This window comes from Agrilactobacillus yilanensis (assembly GCF_003946725.1).
In the GTDB taxonomy this organism is placed as follows: domain Bacteria; phylum Bacillota; class Bacilli; order Lactobacillales; family Lactobacillaceae; genus Agrilactobacillus; species Agrilactobacillus yilanensis.
In genome coordinates this window covers 96,788-118,127 of record NZ_RHOY01000002.1, presented here as the reverse complement: position 1 = coordinate 118,127, position 21,340 = coordinate 96,788, and the positions used below count along the sequence as shown (strand labels likewise).

Here is a 21,340-nt window from a genome sequence, read left to right as displayed (position 1 = left end):
ACGCTAGTTTTATTTTAGCAGATAAAAACGCCAGAGCAATTGCTCTGACGCTAAAAAGTGCGTTTCGTTAATCTTCAGAAGGCGTTAGTGGATCTAACTGGCGCTTGCCGTTGTGATAAATAATAGCAATCGTTAGGAAAATACCAATAATGGATACGAGCCATAAATAACTTAAAATAGAACGGGTAATAACTTCGGCACCCATGTATAAAGCAGTCCAACCTACATAAGTCCAACGGTAATGACTGGTTTTGACAATTTTCTGTTTTTGCAAAATAACATAGCAGATTAATACTGCCAATAATGGTGCTAAAACGGTACCGCAAAGGTTAATCCAATAATAAGCAATTTCGCTAGTTGAAGAACTTAAGAAAAATGGGGTGATGGCACTACTGACAATTAAGAAAATCAAAGCGTTGATCAACACTTGGGACTTATTGCGAATAGCTTTAATACATTGGATCGCTGGGTAATAATTTGCTACTGAATTGGTAGAGATCATAAACATCAAAAAGATGGCAACAACAAAAATATGAACAGGGACAGATGTTGATAAGTAAAGCAGAGAATGACTCAAATTCCAATTGTAAGCGCCGGTGGTAATAAAAGCTTGGATAGAAAAAATTGCGGCAATAATCGCCATGGCGGCCATCCCGATGATAATCCCAACAAAGTTCCCCCAAAAGGCATCTTTATCGGTTTTGGCATTGCGGCCAAAGTCAAACATGTTTAAAGCAAAGCCGTTCCAATAAGCGGCAACGACACAAATACTGCCAATAATATCTCGTGTTTGTAACATTGGACTATTGGCAATAAAATTAGCCTTGGTGACCATCTGACTGCCGGTATTGATTAGAATCATTAAAATACCCACAGCCATAACCACTAGCGTGATCGTTAATAATTTTTGTAATTTACTGGAGCTTTGGGCAATAAAGGCATTGGCGACTAATAGTAAAATAAAAATAAAGACATAAGGGACATTGCCGATTTTAGTCCCCGTAATAATTGCGATAAGATTAATGATTAATTGTGTTGCGGCGGCGATATTAATGCCATACCAACCGGCGCAATCCAAGCCTCTTAGAAAATAAAAGAATTTACTGTATTTATGGCCAAAAACATCGCTGATTAACGTGACAAAGTTTTTTTGTGAACGTCGGCCTAAAACTCCCATAACCCCGCATAAAAGACCCATAATTGCGGAGCCTAAAAGAACGACAACTAAGATGGTGGCCAAATTCCACTTGTAACCCGCCAAGGTTTCTACAACTAAAAACGTGGGTACACACATGGAAACATTCATCCAAAGCTTGAGATAATTTTTCTTAGACCAATCATGAGTAACGACATCCATAATTCTAACCCCCAAAAAGATAAAAAATATTTTTTAGAACTAATTATTATTTGTAATCGCTTACACGGATAATTATAATTGTTCAGTCTAAAAAAAGCAATTTAAGCTTTTATAGCAGGCGTATTAAGAGATATGTTCAAAAAAATAAAATTTTTTGTTGACAAATCAAAAAAATCCGCTTACGATAAAGCCATCAATTGAATACGATTTCTTCGGGGCAGGGTGCAATTCCCGACCGACGGTAACAAAATTAATTTTGGAGTCCGTGACCCGCTATATAGCGGTGGAACTAGTGTGAGTCTAGTACCGACAGTGAAAGTCTGGATGAGAGAAGAAAGAGTATTTTGACAAATTTGGTTTTCGATTCAATTATTTTTTTGTAGACGGCTTTTTATTTGAGCAATATTGAGTTTTTATAACGTCTAAATTGAATTTTAAATTAGTCAAAATATTTATTTAGCTAGCCATTAACTGCCCCGTGTTTTTAGACACGGGGTTTTTTGTTGCCATTTTTTACAAAGGATGTGATTTTTAATGACCGAAGACACAGTATTCATGGCCGCTGCTATAAAATTAGCGCGATTAGGACAACATCAAACTTACAAGAATCCATTAGTTGGGGCCGTGTTAGTTGTGGATGATCAAATTATTGGTACTGGTGCACATTTAGTTTATGGCCAGCAACATGCGGAACGACAAGCTATTGCGAGTGTTAAGGATAAGACACAACTGGCTAAAGCAACGTTATATGTGACTTTAGAACCTTGTCATCATACGGGCAAGCAGCCACCATGCGGTGAATTAATTGTGGCCAGCGGCATTTCTAAAGTTGTGGTTGCGCAAGTGGATCCTAATCCGTTAGTTGCTGGTAAGGGCATTACTTTTCTAAAAGAACACGGCGTTGCAGTAAAGACCGGTGTTTTAACCCAAGAAGCCGAGGCCTTAAATCCATTTTATAATTTCTACTATCGGCAGCAGCGTCCGTGGATTACGTTAAAGCAAGCGATCACGTTAGATGGCAAACTAACACAAACTAAAGGGACGCAAACGGCGATTACCGATCAGGCGGTTTATGATTATGTTCATCGTGAACGGGCCAATTATCAAGGTATTTTAGTTGGTAGTGAAACGGTTTTAGTTGATAATCCTAATTTACTGACAACGCTAAATTTAAAACATCCCCCCGTACGTATTGTTTTGGATCGTCGGGGTCGGACATTAAAGCAGCCCACATTGAAGCTTTTCACAGCCTCTGATGTGCCGGTTTACATATTTACGACCCAGGCAAAATCGGCAGCACTACCAGCACATTGCCATGTTTTTACAGCGTCACAGTGGCCGATTGAAGCAGTGGTGGAAAAGCTGGCTGCTCTAGGACTACAGGCTATTTATGTAGAAGGTGGTGCAGCGATTCACCAGGTCTTTTTACAAAGCGGTTTATGGGAAGATGTGATTACCTATGTGGCACCAAAAATTTTTGGCCAAGGGTTGACCAGTTTTACAACCGGAACGCCAAAGTCAATATCAGAGACATTGACAATTGAAACGGTTACTAAAGTTGGTTCAGATTTAAGAATTCACGCAAAGAAGGGGATAGCATGTTTACAGGCTTGATTCAGGTGCAAGGTAAATTAAAAAGTATTTATCGGCAAATTCATGAATTAAAGCTGACTTGCCAGGCGCCAGACTCATTTTTAGAGACCGTGAAAATTGGCGATAGTATTGCAGTAGACGGTGTTTGTTTGACGGTGACGGACGTAGATGCAACAACTTTTATGGCCGAAATGATGCCAGAGACTTTCCAACGCAGTCATTTTAAAAATGCCAAAACAGGTCAGGCCGTCAATTTAGAGCGGGCTTTGCGGGTGGATCAGCGATTTGAAGGCCACTTTGTGCAGGGGCATGTGGATACAGTAGTGCGCTTACGTCAAAAAAAGCGTCAGCAGCATGCCTTAGTTTTGACTTTTGAACTACCGCAAGCTTATTGCCGACAAGTGGTTTCAAAGGGTTCTGTTGCTTTGAACGGCACAAGTTTAACCGTTATAAATGCGACGACCCATGATTTTGAAGTAGGATTAATTCCACATTCCCAGGCCACAACTAATTTACGCACGTTAGAAGTTGGGGCGCAAGTGAATTTAGAAACAGATATTTTAGGTAAATACTTGATCCGACAAATAGAATTAAATGCCTAAGGAGGTTGTAATTATGACAATTACAGAAAAAATAAAACAAGCAATCACCGCTTTAAAAGCAGGCCAATTGATTATTGTGGCCGATGATGCCAATCGGGAAGCAGAAGGTGATTTGGTTGGATTCGGCAGCTTTGCCAGTCCAGAGAATGTGAATTTTATGACGCAACATGCCCGGGGCTTATTATGTGCCCCAATCGGCCGGGAAATCGCGAAAAAACTAGATTTACTACCGATGGTTACCCATAATACGGAACGTTATGGGACGGCTTTCACGGTGAGCGTGGATCATAAAACAACGAGTACCGGTATTTCAGCGTTTGATCGCGCTAAAACAATTCAAGCTTTAGCCGCAGCAGATAGTCAAGCCACCGACTTTGAGCGGCCAGGACATATTTTCCCATTAATTGCCGAAGATGATGGTGTTTTAAAACGGCGGGGGCATACGGAAGCGGCCATTGATTTGACGCGGATCGCAAAGGTAACACCGGTGGCTTATATTTGTGAAATCATGAAAGCTGACGGACATATGGCACGTTACCAAAATTTACAGCAACTGGCAAAAGATTGGGATTTACCGTTAATTACGATTGAAGAAATTACGGCTTATCGGCAGCTGCTGCAAACAAACACCCAAGCATCCCCAGTGACTGAACAAGTTGAAGTAAAGCTGCCAACCGCTCAAGGCGATTTCAAATTGCGGCTTTACACAGAAGCTGACGGTACAGAGGATTTGGTTTTAATCAAAGGTGAACCGTGGCAGGTGAAAGCGCCTTTTGTCCGGGTGCATTCAGAATGTCTTACTGGAGAAGTTTTTGAGTCCCATCGCTGTGATTGTGGTGAGCAACTGGATAAGGCAATGGCGATGATTGAAGAACAAGGCGCTGGTGCAATTATTTACTTACGGCAAGAAGGTCGGGGGATTGGGTTATTAAATAAACTTAAGGCCTATGCGTTACAAGAACAAGGCCTAGATACTTATGAAGCTAATGAACGGTTAGGTTTTGCGCCGGATGCAAGGGATTATAGCGTTGCTGCGGAAATACTAGACCAATTGGGTTTATCTAAAATCCAGCTATTAACGAATAATCCAGATAAGATTAAGGCGCTAGAGGCCCATGGTATTGAAGTGGTCAAACGTATTCCATTGGAAACCACGGTCTATGCTGAGAACTATGGTTATTTAACGACTAAGAAAAATAAATTTCACCATCAATTAGTTTTATAGGAGGCTTTTTTATGACTGTTTATCAAGGTAATTATCAAAATGCACATTATAAACCAGCAATTGTAGTGGCTCGGTTTAATGAATTTGTAACCTCGAAATTATTAACTGGGGCGCTAGATATGTTGTCCCGGCATGATATTCCAGAAGAGCAAGTGGCTATTTATTGGGTACCAGGGGCTTTTGAAATTCCCTTCATCGCTAAAAAATTAGCGAACAGCGGCCAATATGATGGGGTGATTGCCCTAGGCGCTGTTATTCGGGGTGCAACTTCACACTATGAATTGGTCAGTAATGAAGTGGCGAAAGGTATTGCCCAAATTAATTTAAATGGACCAGTACCTGTTATGTTTGGCGTAGTGACCACGGATACCATTGAACAAGCAATTGAACGCTCTGGAACCAAAGCTGGTAATAAAGGCGCCGATGCGGCGTTAAGTTTGCTGGAAATGATGTCTTTAACTGAGCAAATTAAATAATAAGTCCAATTAAAAATAACCTGGGTCAGCTTTAGACTCAGGTTATTTTTGATAGCCGGCTGTTTAGGCTTTTAGCCGTTTTAAACCAATCCCGGTGAAGCCGCTAAGAATGGATAGGATTGGGGATAATAAACTGAAGAAACAAAATGGTAATAAGGCCATAGTAGATACCCCTAAAGTGTTAGCGGCAAAAGCCCCGGCAACGCCCCAAGGGACAAGGTAATTAATGACAGTACCACCATCTTCTAAAACCCGACTTAAAGCCAAATTGTCTAACCCATGGTCATTAAAAGTCTGTTTAAAGGCTTTACCTGGCAAAATAACAGAAAGGTATTGTTCGCCGACAAAGACGTTAACGCCGATACCGGATAAAATAGCTGCAGTAACTACAGAGCCAGGGGTTTTGAGCTTTTTAGAGAGGGGCGTCATTGCGGTTTGAATAACGCCGAATTTCATCAACAGACCACCTAAGGATAATGTTAGAAAAATTAATGAAATTGTACCCATCATGGAGGCGATACCACCGCGCGTTAAGAGTGCGTCCACACTGGCATGTCCGGTTTTAGAAACAAAACCGTTGTCGATATAACCTGCGATAGCTGAGATGGATGTTTTGGGATTGTGAATAAAAACCATTGCTGTAGAAACGACGATGTTCAAAATTAAAGTGAAAATTGCTGGGATTTTCATAAAGGCACAGACGAACAATAAAGCAATAGGTACGATCGCCCACCAGGAGACGTTAAAGTTAGTTGTTAAAACGTGAACGGTTTCTTGTACATTACCAATCGTTGCTGTAGAACTTACAGAATGCCCGATGATTGTATATAAAATTAATGAGATTAAAAAAGCAGGAATTGTTGTCCACATTAAGTTTTTAATATGAGCAAACAAATCATCTTCAGCAATAGCGGCGGCTAAATTGGTAGAGTCTGATAGTGGGGATGTTTTATCACCGAAGATCGCTCCAGAAATTACGGCGCCGGCGACTAGAGCGGGATTGATGCCTAAGGTGGTGCCCATCCCAAACAAGGCAATCCCAATGGTTGAAATAATGGTGAAGGCACTCCCGATAGAAGTGCCAACAACGGCACAAACTAAAAAGACAGAAGGGATGAACCAACGTACAGAAATTAAGTTAAATCCAGCAACCATCATAGATGGAATAATGCCCGCTGCGATCCAGATACCAATTAAAGCGCCGATTAAAATAAAAATGAAAATAGGGACAATCCCATTTTTAACACCGTCGATAATGCCGCTATGGATCTCATCCCAGCTGTTTTTTCGAATTTTGGCCCATAAAATTAATAAACCAATGACTAATAATACCGGTGTTTGTGGTGATAAGCCGAATTTGATAACCCCAGTTCCTAAAACGGCCAACATTAAAATCAAAATAATAATTGCTTCTTTAAAACTAACTTGCTTTGTCATCGTTGAACACTCCCAATTTTTTATTTCCGAAAACAAAAAAAGTCCCTACTGCCGAAGCAATAGGGACGATTAACCGTGGTACCACCCAATTTAAGCATCATAAAAAATGATACTCCTCTATGATAACGGTTGCCCGCTTGGTGACCCAAGTTCTATCTGGTATTTCTGTACTTTATCCTGACCGATTCGCAGCAACCACCGGCTTTCTGACACCCAGACAAAGCATTACTTAGTTCAGATATTTTTCGATGAATTATTGTCTAAAAGCATAGCAGTTATTTTTAAAGGCGTCAACCGGGAATTAAAATTAGTCAAATTATTTTTTAATAACCATATTAATTGCTTCATCCAATTTTTTTGATTGATCATTAGGATCGGCATCTGGGTTTTCAAAGCAGTTTCGCAAATTTTGGGCAACGACTAAACCCATGGCCCGGTCAATGCTGGAACGGACAGCGCTGAGTTGAGTCATCACATCAGCACAGGCTTTATCATCAGCAATCATCTTTTGTATACCCCGTAGCTGGCCTTCAGCTCGTTTTAAACGATTAATCATTTTTTTCTTATCAGCGGGTGTTTCTGGCATTTTTAAGACCTACTTTCAATAAAGTATTCTGTTTTTAAATTAATATAATTATAGTTATAATACCGTGATGGGTATATGTTGTCAATTAATAGGGATGTTTTAATACTATTAATGGTTGACAAAACACAATTTAAGTTGTTTAATATACCCTGTAAGGTATTTTTAAGAAGTACTAATTGTCTTCTTATATAGTATATAAAGGCTTATATAAAGCTATTTTTACAATAAATACCACTTGGGGTAATTAAGAATAGTGTTAGCTGAAGCGTTAATTACTCTAAAATTTAGTAATAGGGGTGCTTAGGATGGCAGATTTAACAGCAAAGAACTTTGACGAAACAATTCAAGAGGGCGTACATTTGGTGGATTTTTGGGCTAGTTGGTGCGGTCCTTGTCGGGCGCAAGCGCCAATTTTAGATGATCTTGCCAAAGATTTTGATGACGATGAACTACAGATTGATAAGGTCAATGTGGATGAAGAACAAGAATTAGCTGTTCGTTATGGCGTCCAAAGTATCCCAACGCTTTTATTCTTTAAAGATGGGGAATTGGTCAATCGTCTAGTCGGCGTACGGCCAAAAGATGCATTAAAGAAGCAATTGGAGCTTTATGTTTAATTAAAAAGAAAAGTGCAATATAAGGGGCGGATTTTGATGGCCAAGGATAAGCAGCAAGTTAGTACAAATGAGGTTATACCAACACAATTACTCAGTGTCCACTATCCCAAGATTTGTGGGGTTACGGAAACGGGGCATGTGGTGGCCGTGGAAACAACGGTACAGCAAAAGCAAGATCCATTGTTTTGGAGTGGCTTAACGAAAATTAAACATGAAAAACTTTGGTTACCGTTGTCTAAAACAAAACATCAATTGTTAGACAATGACTGGCTGGCTGTCAGCTAAATCTTTAGTAAGCTGTTAAATAGAAGCATAAAAAACGATCATTTATATTTAAATGATCGTTTTTTATTATCATTTTTATAGTGAGTCATAGGTTTCTTAAATTGTGACCCTTGATATTATTTGCATTCCAGCCGATTAGAGCATAGTGATGATTAGTGCGTTCATCTACTTTATTTATCCATTCGATTTCATTACTTGCTTTAGCTTGCAATAATTTATTTCTAGTTCCTGATGAATACAGAGAAGTGTTAATTATCCACCACTTACTAGAAATCCCTGCACGTTTTAGATCATCTTCGAGGCGAATAGCTTCATAGACCGGTGTTGCCTCTGCTAATGTCACAATAATAACTTCCGTTTCTTCATTATTTCGCAGTCTTGGTAATAGCTTTTTGACACTTACGGGAATGTCTCCTTGTGAACGTGCTATTTCTTTATGGTAGCTTTGTGTGGCATCTAATAGCAGCAGTGTATGGCCTGTGGGTGCAGTGTCTATAACAACCACGCGCTCTTCTGCTTTTTCAACAATTTCTGCAAAGGCTCTAAATACAGCTATTTCTTGTGTACATGGTGAACGGAGGTCTTCTTCAATGTAAGCAATATCTTCTTCAGACATTGTTTCACGCGCTTTATTTAGGACTTCATCTTGATATTTCTTTAACTCTTTTTGTTCATCAATATAGCTTGTAGTGATATTGCTATACATAGATGACTATCAATGTTAACTTGATTATTTTCTAATATTCTGCTTTTTAAGAGGGCACACTACTGTGAATTGTCATATTCGGTACGGCGTTAGATTACGCCACTTCATAGACTAGTTTTTTGTTACAATAAATGAAAAGAGGTGTGGTCATGGAGATTCGTTTATTAAGATATTTTTGGACAATTGCTGAAGAAGGTACAATTTCAAAGGCAGCTGAAGTGCTGCATATTACTCAACCCACGCTAAGTCGGCAGCTAAAGGAGTTAGAAGACGAATTGGGAACGACGCTATTCATTCGTTCTAAAAAACAGATGACGTTAACGGAAGCGGGTTTATTTTTAAAAAGTCGAGCAGAAGATATTTTAACTTTAACGCAGCAAACCGCCCAAGAATTCGCAGATCGCAAACAACAACTCTTCAGCGGGCGGATTTCGATAGGTTGTGTTGAAGCAGATAACTCAGATACGTTAGCAATGATTTTGGAGACCTTTGTCAGCGATTATCCCCAGGTAACGTTTAATATTTTCAGCGGGACAAGTGATGATATCGTTGATAAGTTAGAAAAAGGCTTGATTGACGTGGCAATTTTGCTAGAACCAGTGATCACGGACAAATATGAAAAAGTTGTATTGCCTAGAACAGAACGTTGGGGTCTACTGGTTTCTCAAGCAGATTTTTTAGCGGGGCAAAAAGCGGTGACACCTACAGATGTTAGCCACTTACCGTTATTGACTGGAGAGCGTAGCGCCGTTCAAAATATGCTGGCAGATTGGGCAAATGTCCCACTTTCAAAGTTAAATATTGTTGGAACTTTTAATTTAATTTTTAATGTACGGCCATTAGTGGCTCGTGGTATGGGGTCGGCATTAGTTATCGAAGGCGTCAGCGATCCTAAAGATACGGCTACGGTTTTTATGCCACTGGTACCAGAAATCAAAACTAATTGTGTTTTAGTTTGGAAAAAGAGTCGAATTTTATCGCCGGTGAGCCGGGCCTTTGTTAATTATTTTAAACATGCTTTTAAGGCATGATTTTGAATTAAATAAGCATTAGACCTTATTATAAAAACGCTGTAACATCTAATTTGTTGATGATGTTATAGCGTTTTTTTTGGAAAGTAGATGTGTAAAATGGCAGTTGTATTATATTTTGATCATAGCCAAGGCCAAACTACTGGCAATACCGTAGTGGTGGCCGAAAAAATTGCTGCTTTGACGGAAAGCCAATTAGTGCCTTTAAAAGCTGAAAAATCTTATCCAGAAGATTATCAAACACTTTTACAAGTCACTAAGGCGGAGGCCACCAATCAAGCGCGCCCGGAGATCATCCCCTTAGCACTTGATTGGTCTAAGGCAAACACTTTATTTCTGGGCTATCCAATTTGGTGGGGTCGTTTTCCTAGAGCAGTGGCCACTTTTTTAGAAAATACAGATTTAAGCGGTAAAACGATCTATCCATTTTGTACCCATGAAGGCAGCCGATTAGGCCAAAGTGTGACCGAATTACAACAGCTTTGCCCCCAAAGCACGATTCAAACTGGATTGCCTGTCCGCGGGTCAAAAGTGCAACAAAGTGATCAGGCGATTAAAAACTGGTTGGCGCAAATGACAGTTAATTAATTACCCTAGGTGGTATATAAAAACATAAATAATGGAGGTTTTAATTATGGCTAAAAATGAAACGTTAAAAAATGGTGGGCTTTTCCCAGTTGGACCTAAAAATGAGGCTTATGCGCAATTTTTTGTAGGACAAAGTTATTTACAGGGCCTAGTGAATGATCCAGCAGTTAATATTGGTGTGGGCAATGTCACCTTTGAACCAGGTTGCCGTAATAACTGGCATATTCATCATGATGGTTATCAGATTTTGTTAGTGACTGGCGGCGAAGGCTGGTATCAAGAAGCTGGACAGCCCGCACAACATCTAGTACCTGGAGATGTGATTGTAACTCACGACGGTGTGAAGCACTGGCACGGCGCTACTAAAGATAGTTGGTTTAGTCATATTGCCATTACTGCTGGGACACCAGAATGGCTGGAACCTGTTTCTGACGAACAATACAACGCATTGGAGGTTTAATAATGGTCAAAAAACAAACTGCAGGCCGGGATAATTTGGGCGATTTTGCGCCACAATTCGCGGCTTTAAATGATGATGTTTTATTCGGGGAAGTCTGGGCTAAAGAAGATGAATTGTCTCCTCGGGATCGGAGCTTAATCACTTGTGCTAGCTTAATGTCTCAAGGCTTATTCCCACAGTTGGAAGCACATATGGGGATTGCCAAACAAAATGGTGTGACACAATCTGAGATGGTGGCATTGATCACGCACTTGGCCTTTTATGCAGGTTGGCCAAAAGCTTGGTCTGCCTTTGATTTAGCGAAAAAGATTTATCAATAAAGAAATTAATTTGATGTGCACTCGGTATGGGATATTTTACAATTCTTGATACACTTACCATGGCCTTAGGTGCCGCTACAGAAGAAGTTCTATTTTAGTAGAGCTTCTTTTTTTTATCTATATTATAGCGTAACTATGGCTAGCTTTTGGCTGTTTTAAATAGATTTTAAACAGCTGGCCATATTTATTATTATGCACGCCTAAAAGAAAAGATAAAATTTATTATACTATATTGAGTAGTAATTGTATCAGCTTAATATATTTATTTACACTTTAATTACATTACTATTGTTATTTATAACACCTTAAGTACAATTGCTTGGTGAGTGAATATACGTATGCTATAATTTGTTGTAACAGCTTGAAATTGGATTTTATTTCTAACAGGAGAGAATGGAAATGAAAAAATTGACAATTATTGTGCCTGCTTATAACGAAGAAGAAGTGTTATTTAATACAATAAAAATTTTAAATAATATTGAAGATCAGCTAATAGATAAATAATTATTTCAATTTAATTCTGATATATTGATTATAGATGATGGATCTTGTGATCATACTTGGCAAATTATTGAACAGCAGCATCATTTAAATCCAAGAATTAAAGGCATTAAATTCAGTCGCAATTTTGGGCATCAAAATGCATTATTAGCCGGTCTTGAAGAAGCTTACAAAACAGCAGATGCAATGGTGACCATTGATGCTGATTTGCAAGATGATCCAAAGATGATTCTTAAAATGGCGACGGAATACTTTAATGGGGCAGATATTGTTTATGGTGTACGTAATAATCGAGAAACAGATACTTGGTTTAAACGTAATACGGCGATGCTATTTTATAAAAGCCTTAATTTATTGGGCGTCCAGCTTGTTCAAAATCATGCAGACTTTCGTTTGATGTCTAAGCGTTCTGTGGCAGTTTTATTAAGCTATCGAGAGCAAAATCTATTTATTAGAGGGATTATTCCTAAATTAGGCTTTAAAACCGCTAAAGTTTACTATAAACGGACACCCAGAATGGCGGGGACTTCTAAATACCCTCTGAAAAAAATGTTGAAATTTGCTTGGGATGGGGTGACAGCTCTAACAATTGCACCGATCCGCTTTATCTCTAGTTCAGGTATTCTTGCGATTTTGATCGGTTTGTTGCTGTTTATTGCCCAAGGAATTGGCTGGAATCATCATTGGTTTATGACTGTCGCCTCCGTTTGGTTTTTAGGCGGCTTACAGCTTTTAGGTATCGGGATTGTCGGTGAGTATATCGGTAAGATCGGAACCCAAGTTAGACAGCGTCCGCGGTATACGATTGAAGAAACCTTAAGGTGAGCGGATATGACAAAAACATCTAAATTTATGAAATTAGTTTTAGGCTTGTTAAGCTTTAGTCTGATTTTAGGGATCCTCGCTAATTTAGTAGTACCTAAAAATTTGAGTGCTACATGTTTCATTATTATTTTGGCTTTAGTAAGTTTTTTCTTTTTACCCCAGTTAAGAACTTGGACTAACCGTTTAAGTCCGGAACAAATTCAAAAGATAATTTACTTAAGTTTGGCGTTAATTTTAGGCATTCAAGTGAGCATCCTTTATTTTATGCCGGCGACTGTGTATCATGATCCGTTTCGCGTTTTGTCACAAGCCGAAGTATTAAGCACAGGAGATACCCATTGGCAGTATTCGACTTATTTTTGGCGGTACCCTAACAATGTGGCCTTAACTGCAATGTTAGCAAAATGGTTCATGTTTACGAATCTGATCCATCTATCTACAAATACGGCTTTACATATTTTAACTTTACTTTTCTTAGATACTTTTATTTTATTAAGTCTGAAGTTTATCGTTGAAGTTGGTAAAAAGAATAGTTTGGGGATAACTGCCTTTTTCATTTTTAGTCCATGGGCTTATACGTATTATTTACAAGTTTTTTATTCGGATCTGCCAATTTTATGTACCTTACTTATTTGCCTAATTATTTTAAAGAAATGGCCGACTTTTTCTAAAAAACAGCGGTGGTTAAATGGCTTTATTTTATGGATTGCTGTTTTATTCGGCCAACTGGTCAAACCAAATTTGATTGTTTTTGCAATTGCGGTACTGATTGTCGGTGGTACTTTGTGGCTCAAACACCGAAAAACACACCACTATTTACTTGTCCCTTTGACTGTGATTTTGCTGGGCTTTACCTTGGCCACACCACTCAAAGTGCAACTCGCACACGCTGTTAATTTTGTACCCAATACCCGTTATGAATTACCGGCGACCCATTGGATTTGGATGAGCTATGATCCTAAAGGGTCCGGGATGTATAAAGGTAAAGATGTCGTAAAAATGATGAACTTACCGAATAAAAATCGTCGTCAAAAATATCTAAACCACGCGTTACCTCAACGACTAGAAACACTGGGGCCCTTAGGATTGGTCAAACGTTGGGTTCAAAAGGCGGCTATCCTATTAAATGTTAGCGATATTTCAACAGCTTATACAAGCGGTTTTATTGAAGCACCTTCGATTTACCAGAAAATTCAACCTTTCATGATGCAGTACGGTAATATTGTGATGCGGTTTTGTTTTATATTTATTTACGGCCTGTCGTTAATGGGGTGCTTCAGTCTGTTAAGAATGCCAAAAATACCTTATGAGCCTATTTTAAATTTAGCGCTTATTTCAGCAGTGGGCTATGTGGCCTTTCATACATTGGTTTGGGAAACAGAAAGTCGCTATGGGCAGTCTTTATTACCATTACTTCTTGTAGTTTGTGCTTGTACAGCGGGGCTTTATCAACCTGCAGCTGCCCGTATAAAAAATATCCGGTTTAATCATCTTCAGACAGCAGCATCGCTGGGCGTGCTTTTGTCAGTAATAGCATTGATCAGCGGTTTTAGTTGGCAAACACCAAAAACACAAGACGTCATTGTTGCGGCACAAAAGAGTCAATTATCTGCCCAATATGCTGCAAAGTGGCAAGAAATTGGACCGCACAGCGTGGTGACGCAAGGGGTTAATTTAAATCATGCAGCAAATTATTTTTCGGTTTCGGTCTTACCAGAAGCGCAATTAGAGATACGGCTCGTTAATTTAAATACAAATAACCACTACTGTTTGAAACCAGGATCAACTATTTTTAAATATAGAGGCCATTTACCAAAAGGCCGATACCAGATAGTTTTGAAAAACAGAGTACTTAAAACACAGCCAATTAAAACTGTACAGACAAAACGTTATGAACTAACACCACACCCATTAAAAATTGATGGTGAGACTTGGCAGCATACATCACTGCTTTATATCGCCGTAGATAAAATTTAAAGTTAAAATAAACGGTCGGGCTAATTTAAGCTCGATCGTTTTAATTAAAAAATAATTATATAATTTAAGTTTTTGTTTGATAAAAATGAGCAAAAAAAGCGATATTTACCGATGAATACGGTCTTGGATTAGATTCTAATTTTTAATCATCTTAAAAAGCAATGCGCCTTTAAGGTAGGCTAGTATACTAGGTAAAATATGATACAAGCAGGGATTGACGGTTTAGCCTTTTAGCGCAATAATTGGAATAATTACATGTATAATTATGTTTTTTAGAAATTAAAATAAAATTTCTAAAAAGTATTCAAATACATAATTATAAATTATCATTCTGATGGGAGAAATGGATAATGAAGAAAAGAAATAAATGGGTGTTAACGTATGCGGCAACCAGTATGGCAGCATTATCACTTGCCATGGCTAACACTGTTTCTGCGGATACGACGGATGGCACTAACACGACACCAACAACTACGCCACAGACCCAATCAATCAGCAATGGGCAACAAAATGGGCAACCAGGTGTGCAACAAGCACCAACAGGTAATGGAACCAGTACAAATGCAGGTACAGTAACAACTGGCGGACAAAACGTTACTCCAACACAAGGCACTACTACTGGTAATGTTAATAGTGCGGCTCGCAGAATCGCTACGACGCCAACACCAACAACTGCAACGACACAAGCGCCTACCCAAAGAGTTGCTAATCCAGCGGTTTCTGATGGCGGGACAATTGAACAAGATTTCCCAACTGGAGATTCTGAAGCACATCACGATGCAAATAAGAACTTATTGAGTTATGCGTCTTATTTCCATATTTTTGCAAATAATGCAACCTTGACGGCTCATACAAATGGGAATATTGCAGTAGGACATTTAGATGGAAAAGTAAACTTTGGCACTAATATCAAAGAAGGTGCTGTTCCAAAAGATATTTCCTATATTCAGACCTTTACAAATTTGGCCAATAGTTCTTTCGTCAGCTCTACAGATAGTCGAGAAAATAAAATTATTTTTGGTAAAGGGGCAACGATTGATGTCACTAATTCTAAACGACCATTGGTAGATAACGTGTATATTGATCATTTGACTAGTGAAGAAGTCTATCAAGATAAGGATGGTAAGGATGGTAACTATTATATTGATTTTGCCAAATATTTTAGTGAATTAGAAACGCAGTCACAAAACTTAGCGGCTACTTCTACCCCAACGATTGATAATACTTATTTTAATGATCATAATCAGAGAATTATTAATCTATCAGGCTATACACCAGATGAAAATAATCGAATCGTTATTAATTTAGATTCAGAAGTCTTAAAATGGAATACCCCATTAACAATCGCTGGCTTATCTGCAGATAAGGGTGGCACAACGATTGTCTTTAATGTAGATACTAAAGGCGAGGCTTCTTATGAAGTTAATTCTCAAATTCGGTTAATCTTTAATGATGGTTTAACAACTGATCCGGTTGAACGGCCAAATCAAGAAACTGAAATTTTTGATGATAATCATTTACTCTGGAATTTTTATGACAGTACCGCAGCTGATCGGCTTTATACGGGGACTGTTGATATTAACCGGCCATTCCAAGGCAGTATTTTAGCACCAAAAGCTAAAGTGATTGCTGATGCGAATATTGATGGCAATATTGTCGCTGATGAAGTTGTTGTTAATGCTGAAACGCATCGTTGGGATTTACAAGATAATTCTGATACTGAAACAGATTACGATGAGGATTATTTTGACACAATTCAAACCTTACCAATTGATGTGGACTGGGAATTACCTGAAGAACCAGAACTACCAGATGAAGATGGTGATCAAGGTATTACAACGTTACCAGGGGATGTTAAAGAACCCGATAATAACACTAATGAAACCGGAAACGGCGACAATGGGTTATTAACCGGCAACAACAACACAAATACGGCAAATACGGCGAACACTGCCAAAGATGTTAACAAGGTAGTTACGAGCAATGTTTTGCCACAAACTGGTGAAAAGAGCGGCGTATTGTACAGTATTTTAGGTGCGGTCTTAATCGCTGCAACAGCTGTTGTGAAATTTGTAAAACCTAGAAAAGAAGTTTAATTAGAGATTGATAAAACTGAAAAAGCATTAAGTCAAAGTTTAATTTTGACCTAATGCTTTTTTGTCGTCAATTTGAGTCTAGGTTATACTGCGAAATCACCAATGTTGGTTCACGCACTTAATTTAATACAAATTTGCTCAGATGTTTTTCGTTATCCAAAACAATGCTGTGGTTCATGTCGGTCACGGGGATTTCAATGGGGATGATTAGTTCATGCACGTTATTTGTTTTCACAGAACGCAAGGAGAGCCAATGATTCTTTTGTAGGGCAATGAAGTGAAAATTATCTAAGGGACCATCTGGTGTTTGAGTGACGGCCATGCCTGTAAAGACATAATATTTTGCATCATTGTGCCAAAGAGATAAATAATCTATTTTACCAAAGTCGTAGCCAGGAATTAGGGACTGACTATAACCCTCATAGGTCATTTTTTTAGAAATTGCTGGTGCCATTTTTTCCCAAATTCGGACATAGTATTCTTTAGCAGATTCATATTTTTTAGGGGTGAAGGCTAGACGATCAGTGACAACGTAGTCTTCGTGCTTTTGTTTGGCCAGTGCTGCTTCAATCACAGGTCTGGCAGGTGTGTAGTGTACTGCGATTTTTTTAGGTGATAGCCGTAGAATTTTACCAACGAGAAAAGAATTTTCTTCATAACCGATAATGATTTCTGTATCCACTTGAAAGGCGTGATTCAGCGGTAATGTAGCTTCATAGTTTTCAAAAGGATTAAATTGGTCAAAGTGCCCGTAGTATTCGTTGGTAATTCCAGTCAAATAATCTGATTCAAGTGCCGGATTATAACGTTGCAAGGCCTCTAAAAAATGCCGCTTTGTGAAATCAGTGCCAAATAAGGCAACAATGTCCGCTTCTTCATAGGGCAGATAAGATGGATTTAAAATGGTTTTCAATTGATTGACCCCCTCAGGACAAGTACGTACTAAAAGTATACCAAATTTTTAGTAATTAACTAACAAATTAAAAGTAAATTTTAAATTAGTTTTGACAATAACCGGGGTAATGGGTGTAAAATGAACGCTATGATTATTTTTTAATTTCTGAAAGAAGGCCTTTTTAATGTTGGAAAAAGCCGTTTATCGGCAGCTATTTAGTCATGCGTTTGATATCTCAGTGGCGGTCACCTATTGGGACGGGACAACCGAGGTTTATGGTCAAGATCAACCAGAGGTGACCATTCATTGGCGCAAAGAAATTTCATTGAAAGATATCCGTGAAAAACCAACGTTAGTTTTGGCAGAGGCTTATATGAACGGTGATATTGATGTGGATGGTAATATTCAAAAGCTGGTGGCTTCAGCTTATCGACAAGCTGGTAGTTTTTTGACGAAAAATTCATTTATCAAGCAGCATTTTATTAAAACATCCCATTCTGAACGGGCTAGTGAACAAGATGTTCAGAGCCATTATGATATCGGTAATGACTTTTATCGACTGTGGTTAGATGAAACGATGACTTATTCTTGTGCCTACTTTGAACACGAAACAGATACATTGGCACAGGCACAAATGAATAAGGATAATCATATCTTATATAAATTAAAGCCAACACCTGGTGGCACATTATTAGATATCGGTTGCGGTTGGGGCACGTTAATTTTCACGGCCGCTGAAGATTTTGGGTTGCAGGCGACAGGTATTACGTTGAGTCAGGAACAATATAATTATGTTAGCGCTCAAATTAAAGCGCGGCATTTAGAAGATAAAGTATCCGTATTATTAACGGATTATCGAGAAATAAAAACACAATACGATTATGTTACGTCTGTTGGCATGTTTGAGCATGTAGGTAAGGAAAATCTAGGGCTTTATTTCCAAAAAATCAAAGCGCTATTAGTTCCAAACGGCCGGGCATTGATTCATGGAATTACCGGACAGCATGAAGGCGCTGGGGTGGATCCATTCTTAAATAAATATATTTTTCCTGGCGGTTATATTCCAAATTTAGGTGAAAATGTTCAACATATTATGGATGCCAAACTACAGCTCAGTGATTTGGAACCGTTGCGCCGGCACTATCAAAAAACATTGGAGCTTTGGGATGAGAACTACGAAAAGGTTTTTGATCAGGCGGAAGCGATGTATGGTCGGCCATTTGCGCGAATGTGGCGGCTGTATTTACAAGCAGCGGCCGGCTCTTTCGAAGGCGGAAATATTGATGTGATCCAATACCTACTTGTGAACGGTACCAGTGGGTCGGGCTTACCACTGACACGACAATACATTTATCAGCACGAGGCTTAATAATAATCTGCGAATATATATAATATTATATAATTCGCAGATTTTTTGATGTGTACAACTTAAAAATGCGTTATACTGGATAGACGGTTGATAACCGTTTTCAATCAGGATTGATGTTTTGTAAAACGAGGTAATTTTATGAATTTTCAAAAACTTTTATTACATCATAGATGTTCACCTAAGCTTTTAGCGGCTAACTTAGGAATTGAACGTGAGGCGCAGCGTATTACATTAGCTGGTCAATTGGCGCAGACAGACCATCCCAAGGGTTTTGGTAGTCGGGCAGGGCAGCCGTTTATCCAGACAGATTTTGCAGAAACACAGTTGGAATTAGTCACGCCTAAAGTAAATTCAACAGCGCAGTTATTAAGTTGGCTGGCAGCTATTCATGAGGTGACACTAAAGACAATGTCAGGTTCTGAAACACTTTGGCCGTTAAGTATGCCGCCTAAGTTGCCAGCATCAGAAAAAGACATTGTCATTGCGAAGCTCAAAGATCCCAAGGCTATTGCTTATCGGCAATATATTGGTCAAGTTTATGGTCGGCGCAAGCAAATGATCAGTGGGATTCATTATAATATTGAATTTTGTCCAGAATTAGTGACGGCTATGTATCACGAGCAAACAGCGATTGACGATCTAGCGGGTTTTAAAACAGCGCTGTATTTTAAAGTAGCCCGTAATTATTTGAGATATCAATGGTTGATAACTTATTTATTTGGCAGTGCGACAACGAGTGAAGCTCACTTTTTTAGCGCTGATCAAGGACCAAAAGAACCGGTGCGCAGTTTACGTACGAGCCACTATGGGTATACAAATCATGGTGATATTTTTGTCTCTTATGAAAATATTGATCGTTATTTAGCAGATTTAGATCGCTTAGTGACGACAGGTAAATTATCAGCTAAAAAAGAATTTTATGCGCCTGTACGTTTACGCGGAGGGCATGAAGTTGCTGATTTAACGACTACGGATATTCAGTATATGGAATTGCGTAATATTGATATTAACCCCTTTGAAGCTGTGGGAATTACCGCAATGCAAGTTGATTTCTTAAAGCTGTTTTTACTGTATACTTTATGGGCTGAAGAACAGCAGCCGGCAGATGCCTGGGTTAAGGTTGGCCGGCAAAAAAATGATGTGGTTGCTTTAGAAAATCCAAAAACACAAACGGCCTATAAACAAGAAGGGCTGCAGGTTCTAGCCGCTATGAAAATAATGGCGCAAACATTAGGCTTGAAACCGGCGGCGTTAGCCTTGATTGCCTTGGCAGAAGACAGACTAAAAAAGCCCGCGCAAACATTGGCCGGGCAATGGTGTACAGCAATAGAAGCCACCTCGCAAGCTGAGTTAGCCTCAAAAATAGCTTTAAGCAATCGGCAGTCTTTTTGTAAGCTGGCCAATTTGTCAGGTTTTGAAAATCGGACACCGCATACGCAACAACAACTGTTTCAGGCAATTTTGGCTGGTCAGGAGGAGACAGCTTTGGAATTAGCGGCTACCTCTGGTTGGCATGATTTGAAACAAGTAGATTAACAAAGATTACCGAGAAATTTCTCAATATAATTATGAGCTTCAGCTTTTGAAACATCGTGGTTTTTGAGAAAAATCCACTCGATTAATAATAGGATTGTATTACTCACATGATCTGCCACTAATTTTGTTGGCAGGTTATTTTTTTGTGTATCAAAATACTGGTAAAACAACTGCCGAGTGGTGAATCGAACAGAGGTAATAAAACTGGTGATTAAACTGCCAGTTGGTGAATTGTTCGCAACAATAGCTTTGAGCAAAACTTCCCGGTGCTTAAACAAATCATAGACATGGTCAAAAGCATAATTACAGGCTTCTAATAAGGTATATTGCGGCTTATTGGAGAGCTCATCTAGATGTGCTTCAGCAATGAGTAAATACCAGCAGTAATCCAACAGATCGAATTTATCATCAAAATAATTATAAAAAGTTGCCCGCGGGAAATTACTGAGGTCACAAAGTTCATTGATGTTAATCTTTTCAAAATTTTTTTGACCAATCAAAGTCAACATAGCCTCGGAAAAAGCATCTAAAGTGCGTTGAGCGCTGCGGCTGCGCTTTTTAGTTAAATCATATTTCATATTTTCACTTCCTAGATATTTTGACAATAGCATCATTTTGTCAAAAAATAGACATTTATCTAACATTGTCACTTGCGATAAAATCGAACCAAGTTTATCATTTGTCTATAATATTTTCAAGTGTCTAGATTTTGACGTTTGTCTAAATTTAGACAATTAATTCAAAATTATGTCGGCTGATGGTTGCTTGATTTACCGAAAGTAGTTAAAATATTTATAAGCTTCATGAAAAAACCACTTTTGAAAAATTATGTTTTTCCAAATTTTAAGCGAATTTGAG

The 21,340-nt window shown here is 38.7% G+C and carries 19 protein-coding genes, 2 pseudogenes and 1 riboswitch; of the genes and pseudogenes, 15 read left to right on the top strand and 6 right to left on the bottom strand.

Features of this window, described 5'->3' with window-relative positions; all coding sequences use genetic code 11:
* Positions 1-67: 67 nt before the first annotated feature.
* Complete coding sequence (locus tag EKM93_RS01995) at positions 68-1,357, bottom strand: cytosine permease (RefSeq protein ID WP_125712545.1); 1,290 nt, start codon at positions 1,355-1,357, stop codon at positions 68-70.
* A 204-nt stretch (positions 1,358-1,561) separates the two neighbouring features.
* Positions 1,562-1,697, top strand: a riboswitch (FMN riboswitch).
* A gap of 194 nt (positions 1,698-1,891) precedes the next feature.
* On the opposite strand from EKM93_RS01995, the gene ribD reads away from it, so the two are divergent.
* From ribD to ribH, 4 genes are read left to right on the top strand one after another with little or no spacing between them, the layout of a single operon-like run.
* Positions 1,892-2,971, top strand: a complete 1,080-nt coding sequence (ribD, locus tag EKM93_RS01990; RefSeq protein WP_125712543.1) for a bifunctional diaminohydroxyphosphoribosylaminopyrimidine deaminase/5-amino-6-(5-phosphoribosylamino)uracil reductase RibD — start codon at positions 1,892-1,894, stop codon at positions 2,969-2,971.
* Positions 2,956-3,552: a riboflavin synthase gene (locus EKM93_RS01985; RefSeq protein ID WP_125712541.1), complete on the top strand. Its 597-nt coding sequence runs from the start codon at positions 2,956-2,958 to the stop codon at positions 3,550-3,552. The genes ribD and EKM93_RS01985 overlap by 16 nt, the downstream gene beginning before the upstream one ends.
* 13 nt (positions 3,553-3,565) lie before the next feature.
* Entirely contained in the window at positions 3,566-4,777 is a 1,212-nt protein-coding gene (gene ribA / locus EKM93_RS01980) for a GTP cyclohydrolase II (protein ID WP_125712539.1), read from the top strand.
* A gap of 11 nt (positions 4,778-4,788) precedes the next feature.
* Positions 4,789-5,253: a 6,7-dimethyl-8-ribityllumazine synthase gene (gene ribH, locus EKM93_RS01975; RefSeq protein WP_125712537.1), complete on the top strand. Its 465-nt coding sequence runs from the start codon at positions 4,789-4,791 to the stop codon at positions 5,251-5,253.
* 63 nt (positions 5,254-5,316) lie between these two features.
* Here the strand turns inward: ribH and nhaC are convergent, their stop codons facing one another.
* Both nhaC and EKM93_RS01965 read right to left on the bottom strand, forming a co-directional pair.
* On the bottom strand, positions 5,317-6,690 hold the full coding sequence (nhaC, locus tag EKM93_RS01970; RefSeq protein WP_125712535.1) for a Na+/H+ antiporter NhaC: 1,374 nt from the start codon (positions 6,688-6,690) through the stop codon (positions 5,317-5,319).
* 316 nt (positions 6,691-7,006) lie between these two features.
* A complete protein-coding gene (locus EKM93_RS01965) occupies positions 7,007-7,276 on the bottom strand; it encodes a metal-sensitive transcriptional regulator (RefSeq protein ID WP_125712533.1) in 270 nt (89 codons plus the stop codon).
* A gap of 305 nt (positions 7,277-7,581) precedes the next feature.
* On the opposite strand from EKM93_RS01965, the gene trxA reads away from it, so the two are divergent.
* Together trxA and EKM93_RS01955 are read left to right on the top strand one after the other, a co-directional pair.
* On the top strand, positions 7,582-7,893 hold the full coding sequence (gene trxA, locus EKM93_RS01960; RefSeq protein WP_191988474.1) for a thioredoxin: 312 nt from the start codon (positions 7,582-7,584) through the stop codon (positions 7,891-7,893).
* A gap of 36 nt (positions 7,894-7,929) precedes the next feature.
* Positions 7,930-8,178, top strand: coding sequence for a hypothetical protein (locus EKM93_RS01955; protein ID WP_125712529.1), 249 nt, complete (start codon positions 7,930-7,932; stop codon positions 8,176-8,178).
* An 85-nt stretch (positions 8,179-8,263) separates the two neighbouring features.
* Here the strand turns inward: EKM93_RS01955 and EKM93_RS01950 are convergent.
* Positions 8,264-8,872: pseudogene (locus EKM93_RS01950) on the bottom strand (ArsA-related P-loop ATPase); the annotation flags it as partial.
* Between the two features lie 161 nt (positions 8,873-9,033).
* Between EKM93_RS01950 and EKM93_RS01945 the strand changes: the two are divergent.
* The 7 genes and pseudogenes from EKM93_RS01945 (at position 9,034) to EKM93_RS01915 (ending at position 16,682) form a co-directional block, all read left to right on the top strand.
* Positions 9,034-9,915 (top strand): LysR family transcriptional regulator, encoded by an 882-nt coding sequence (locus tag EKM93_RS01945; RefSeq protein WP_125712525.1) that lies wholly within the window; start codon positions 9,034-9,036, stop codon positions 9,913-9,915.
* A 99-nt stretch (positions 9,916-10,014) separates the two neighbouring features.
* Positions 10,015-10,503 (top strand): flavodoxin, encoded by a 489-nt coding sequence (locus tag EKM93_RS01940; RefSeq protein ID WP_164506961.1) that lies wholly within the window; start codon positions 10,015-10,017, stop codon positions 10,501-10,503.
* Between the two features lie 46 nt (positions 10,504-10,549).
* Positions 10,550-10,963, top strand: coding sequence for a cupin domain-containing protein (locus tag EKM93_RS01935; RefSeq protein ID WP_125712522.1), 414 nt, complete (start codon positions 10,550-10,552; stop codon positions 10,961-10,963).
* A 2-nt stretch (positions 10,964-10,965) separates the two neighbouring features.
* Positions 10,966-11,283 carry a carboxymuconolactone decarboxylase family protein gene (locus EKM93_RS01930; protein ID WP_125712520.1) on the top strand — a complete coding sequence of 106 codons (318 nt, stop codon included), beginning with the start codon at positions 10,966-10,968 and terminating at the stop codon, positions 11,281-11,283.
* A 399-nt stretch (positions 11,284-11,682) separates the two neighbouring features.
* Positions 11,683-12,609 (top strand): annotated as a pseudogene (locus tag EKM93_RS01925) (glycosyltransferase family 2 protein).
* Between the two features lie 6 nt (positions 12,610-12,615).
* Positions 12,616-14,586 (top strand): hypothetical protein, encoded by a 1,971-nt coding sequence (locus EKM93_RS01920; RefSeq protein ID WP_125712518.1) that lies wholly within the window; start codon positions 12,616-12,618, stop codon positions 14,584-14,586.
* A gap of 350 nt (positions 14,587-14,936) precedes the next feature.
* On the top strand, positions 14,937-16,682 hold the full coding sequence (locus EKM93_RS01915) for a collagen-binding domain-containing protein (protein ID WP_125712516.1): 1,746 nt from the start codon (positions 14,937-14,939) through the stop codon (positions 16,680-16,682).
* A 118-nt stretch (positions 16,683-16,800) separates the two neighbouring features.
* Here EKM93_RS01915 and EKM93_RS01910 read toward each other — a convergent pair whose 3' ends face one another.
* Positions 16,801-17,595 carry a hypothetical protein gene (locus tag EKM93_RS01910; protein ID WP_125712514.1) on the bottom strand — a complete coding sequence of 265 codons (795 nt, stop codon included), beginning with the start codon at positions 17,593-17,595 and terminating at the stop codon, positions 16,801-16,803.
* Positions 17,596-17,761: 166 nt separating this feature from the next.
* Here EKM93_RS01910 and EKM93_RS01905 point away from each other — a divergent pair, with 166 nt between their 5' ends.
* Positions 17,762-18,946 carry an SAM-dependent methyltransferase gene (locus EKM93_RS01905; protein ID WP_125712512.1) on the top strand — a complete coding sequence of 395 codons (1,185 nt, stop codon included), beginning with the start codon at positions 17,762-17,764 and terminating at the stop codon, positions 18,944-18,946.
* Between the two features lie 138 nt (positions 18,947-19,084).
* Positions 19,085-20,482: a bifunctional glutamate--cysteine ligase GshA/glutathione synthetase GshB gene (gshAB, locus tag EKM93_RS01900; RefSeq protein WP_125712510.1), complete on the top strand. Its 1,398-nt coding sequence runs from the start codon at positions 19,085-19,087 to the stop codon at positions 20,480-20,482.
* Here gshAB and EKM93_RS01895 read toward each other — a convergent pair.
* Entirely contained in the window at positions 20,479-21,060 is a 582-nt protein-coding gene (locus EKM93_RS01895; RefSeq protein ID WP_125712508.1) for a TetR/AcrR family transcriptional regulator, read from the bottom strand. The genes gshAB and EKM93_RS01895 overlap by 4 nt on opposite strands.
* Positions 21,061-21,340 lie beyond the last annotated feature (280 nt).